The organism is Treponema sp. UBA753 (assembly GCF_002297325.1).
Classification (GTDB): domain Bacteria; phylum Spirochaetota; class Spirochaetia; order Treponematales; family Treponemataceae; genus Treponema_D.
The window spans coordinates 4,176-6,699 of the sequence record NZ_DBKJ01000120.1 but is presented as its reverse complement, the minus strand read 5'-3'; the positions used below and the strand labels follow the sequence as shown (position 1 = coordinate 6,699).

Below are 2,524 nucleotides of genomic sequence, written 5' to 3'. Positions count from 1 at the left end.
AAAATAAAAAAAGATGCAAACGTTAAACAAAAAAAACGAGATGATTTCATTTTAATCCTCAAGTACGTGATTTTCTTCTATATATATTATATATAAATGCAAAATACGATTTCAAGATACAAAAAAATCAGCAGAACCGGATTGGAGACTTGAGCCGGCTCTGCTGAAAACAATTTTTAACTAAAGAAGGATGGCTTTGCTGTTGTATTTTAAGATGTTTCTATTCTGCAGCAGGAACAGAAACATCGTTGTTCTGTGGAAGTTCCTCCTGAACGGCGGCCGGATTTTCGCTCTGCAAAGTGTCCTGTATGGAAAGTGATTTTTCTTCTACAGGAGCTTCAGTCGGTGCTTCTGACTGAACGGCAGATGTTGTTTCCTCCGAAGCTGGAGCGTCCTTTTTTGTTCCAGCGCAAGAGAACATCATTGCGGCGAATCCGATCATTGATACGGCGATAAAAGCAGTCTTTGTTGTTTTCATTTTTTCTTCCTCTTATTTATAGTTTTAATTTCATTATCTGACATATTACTTTGTCATTATCCGACTTGACCGGATAATTTCTAAACAGATTCCCTTGTCAAGCAAGGGAATGACAGTAACGTTTCCCAATTTTTTCTACTCAGCAAGTGCTACAGAAGCTGACTCGCTAAAGTTGTTTGCAAGGCGAAGAACCGCAACTTTGTCGTCCGAACTGTCAGCAAGTCCTGCAACTTCAACGTTGTTTATAAGAACTGCGGAATCCTTTACTTCAACAGGAAGTGTTTTTCCTGAAAGTGTCTGAACGGATTTCTTTGCCTCAAGGTTTTCCTTTGTGAGCTTTTCAGGAACGATGTAGTCGGAAATGTTCTGGGTGATTTTTCCAGTGTCGGCGATTGCGTCAATAGGAGCAAGAACTGTAACGCCGGAATCAGAAGCAACTTCCTGGATTTTCTCTGAAGAATTTTTAAGGATGTTCGCGAAGATTTTTATTCCGTCAACTTCCTCAATCGACTTTGAAATTTCCTGAGCGGAAAGAGTTTTATCCTCCGCATTTTCAGAAAGTGTCTCCTGACTTGCGCTTGCCTCAGCGTTCGATTTTGTGTTAAGTTCGCCGAGAACTGAAGAAGAAGGATTGAATTCCTGTGCGAAAACTGCCGCCGCAACCAACGCTGATACACCAAAAGTTAAAACTGTCTTTTTCATAGATTTTTCCTTGTCATAAAACAGAAAGTTTTCCCGACGGACTTTGACGCTCAGGCATCTATTCCGTTCCCCTCTCTGCTTTTGACACTGCCATAGTAGAATTCATGTTTCAAGATTTTCTTTCGGAAATGTCAAGATTGTGTGAAGATTTAAAAGAAATGGAAAAAGAATAAAAAAAACAGCCCCTGCCTTAATAAACACGATGTGAAGCAGTCCTATGCAACAGCTCTCCGGGTCAAGCCCGAAGATGACATTGTCAGACACGCATTACGCATTAATCATTATGCATTATGCATTATGCATTAATCATTACGAATTATCCATTACGCATTATTAATTGTCTGGCGAATTGAATTTGCGTTCCGAACTTTCCTGCTTACGTTTTACAGGAATCCAGATTGCGCTTTTATAGTCCTCGCTGTCCATCGGGCTATTGTCGTACCATTCGATGTTGCAGCCGGCCGCCATCTCGTAGCCGGGATTGCCGGGAAGCCATTCCTTAAAGATTTTTGTGTTCACGTTCTGAAGAGCATTAGGCATCGGACCTGTGCAATTGAACTTTGCCCATTCCAAGTCAGGGAATTCAAAGAGCGTCATTCCGTCTGGAACTTTGCCGCCGCAGTATTTCCCCGCAACCAGATAACGGAACTTTCCGCCGCCGATGTCATCAATGCACACTCCGTACTCGCCGATGCAGTTGTCCTTGACCGCCTGTTCAATTTCCGACAGCTCCTTTTTTCCGCTCCAGACTGCCCCAAGATATTTTTCACGAAGCTCGTCCCAGAATTTCGGAATCTCGCCGTAGGAATTTTCCATGCTGAAAATCCGCTCAAAGCCAATCACCTTGAAGCCGAACATCGGGCTTACCGTAAAGTCAAGTTTTTCCATTCTGTTTCCTCCTGTAATGGAAATCGTGATTTTCAGCGGAAGAAAAATGTTAAGAGACTGAGGCGATTTTTTTAGCTGAACCGGCGAAACTCCGTGAAACCTCGTGAACGCGCGCGTGAAGCTTTCGGGAGTCTCGTAGCGGTACTTGAGCGCGATGTCAATCACTTTTTCCTTTCCGCCCAGAACATCAAGAGCCGCAAGATAAAGCCGCCTGTTCCTTATGTACTCGGCCGGCGTAATTCCGGTGAGAATCTTGAATCCTCGCTGAAAATAAAACGGAGACATAAAGATTTCCGCCGCAACGTCATCTGCCGAAATGTCATCGCAAAGATGAGAGTCCATAAAAGCAATTGACTTTTTCATCGCCGTAAGCCATTCCATTTTTTCCTCTTGCTGAAAATAAATTTGATTCGTGCCACGAAAGCACAGTCACAGGATAAACCAAAAGCAAAATCC

At 42.8% G+C, this 2,524-nt stretch carries 3 protein-coding genes; all 3 read right to left on the bottom strand.

Annotated features, from left to right (window positions below; translation table 11 throughout):
- Positions 1–220: 220 nt before the first annotated feature.
- Positions 221–478: a hypothetical protein gene (locus B4C08_RS09640; RefSeq protein ID WP_296091160.1), complete on the bottom strand. Its 258-nt coding sequence runs from the start codon at positions 476–478 to the stop codon at positions 221–223.
- Positions 479–613: 135 nt separating this feature from the next.
- On the bottom strand, positions 614–1,180 hold the full coding sequence (locus tag B4C08_RS09635; RefSeq protein WP_296664883.1) for a fasciclin domain-containing protein: 567 nt from the start codon (positions 1,178–1,180) through the stop codon (positions 614–616).
- 333 nt (positions 1,181–1,513) lie between these two features.
- Entirely contained in the window at positions 1,514–2,449 is a 936-nt protein-coding gene (locus B4C08_RS09630; protein ID WP_296664881.1) for an AraC family transcriptional regulator, read from the bottom strand.
- Positions 2,450–2,524 lie beyond the last annotated feature (75 nt).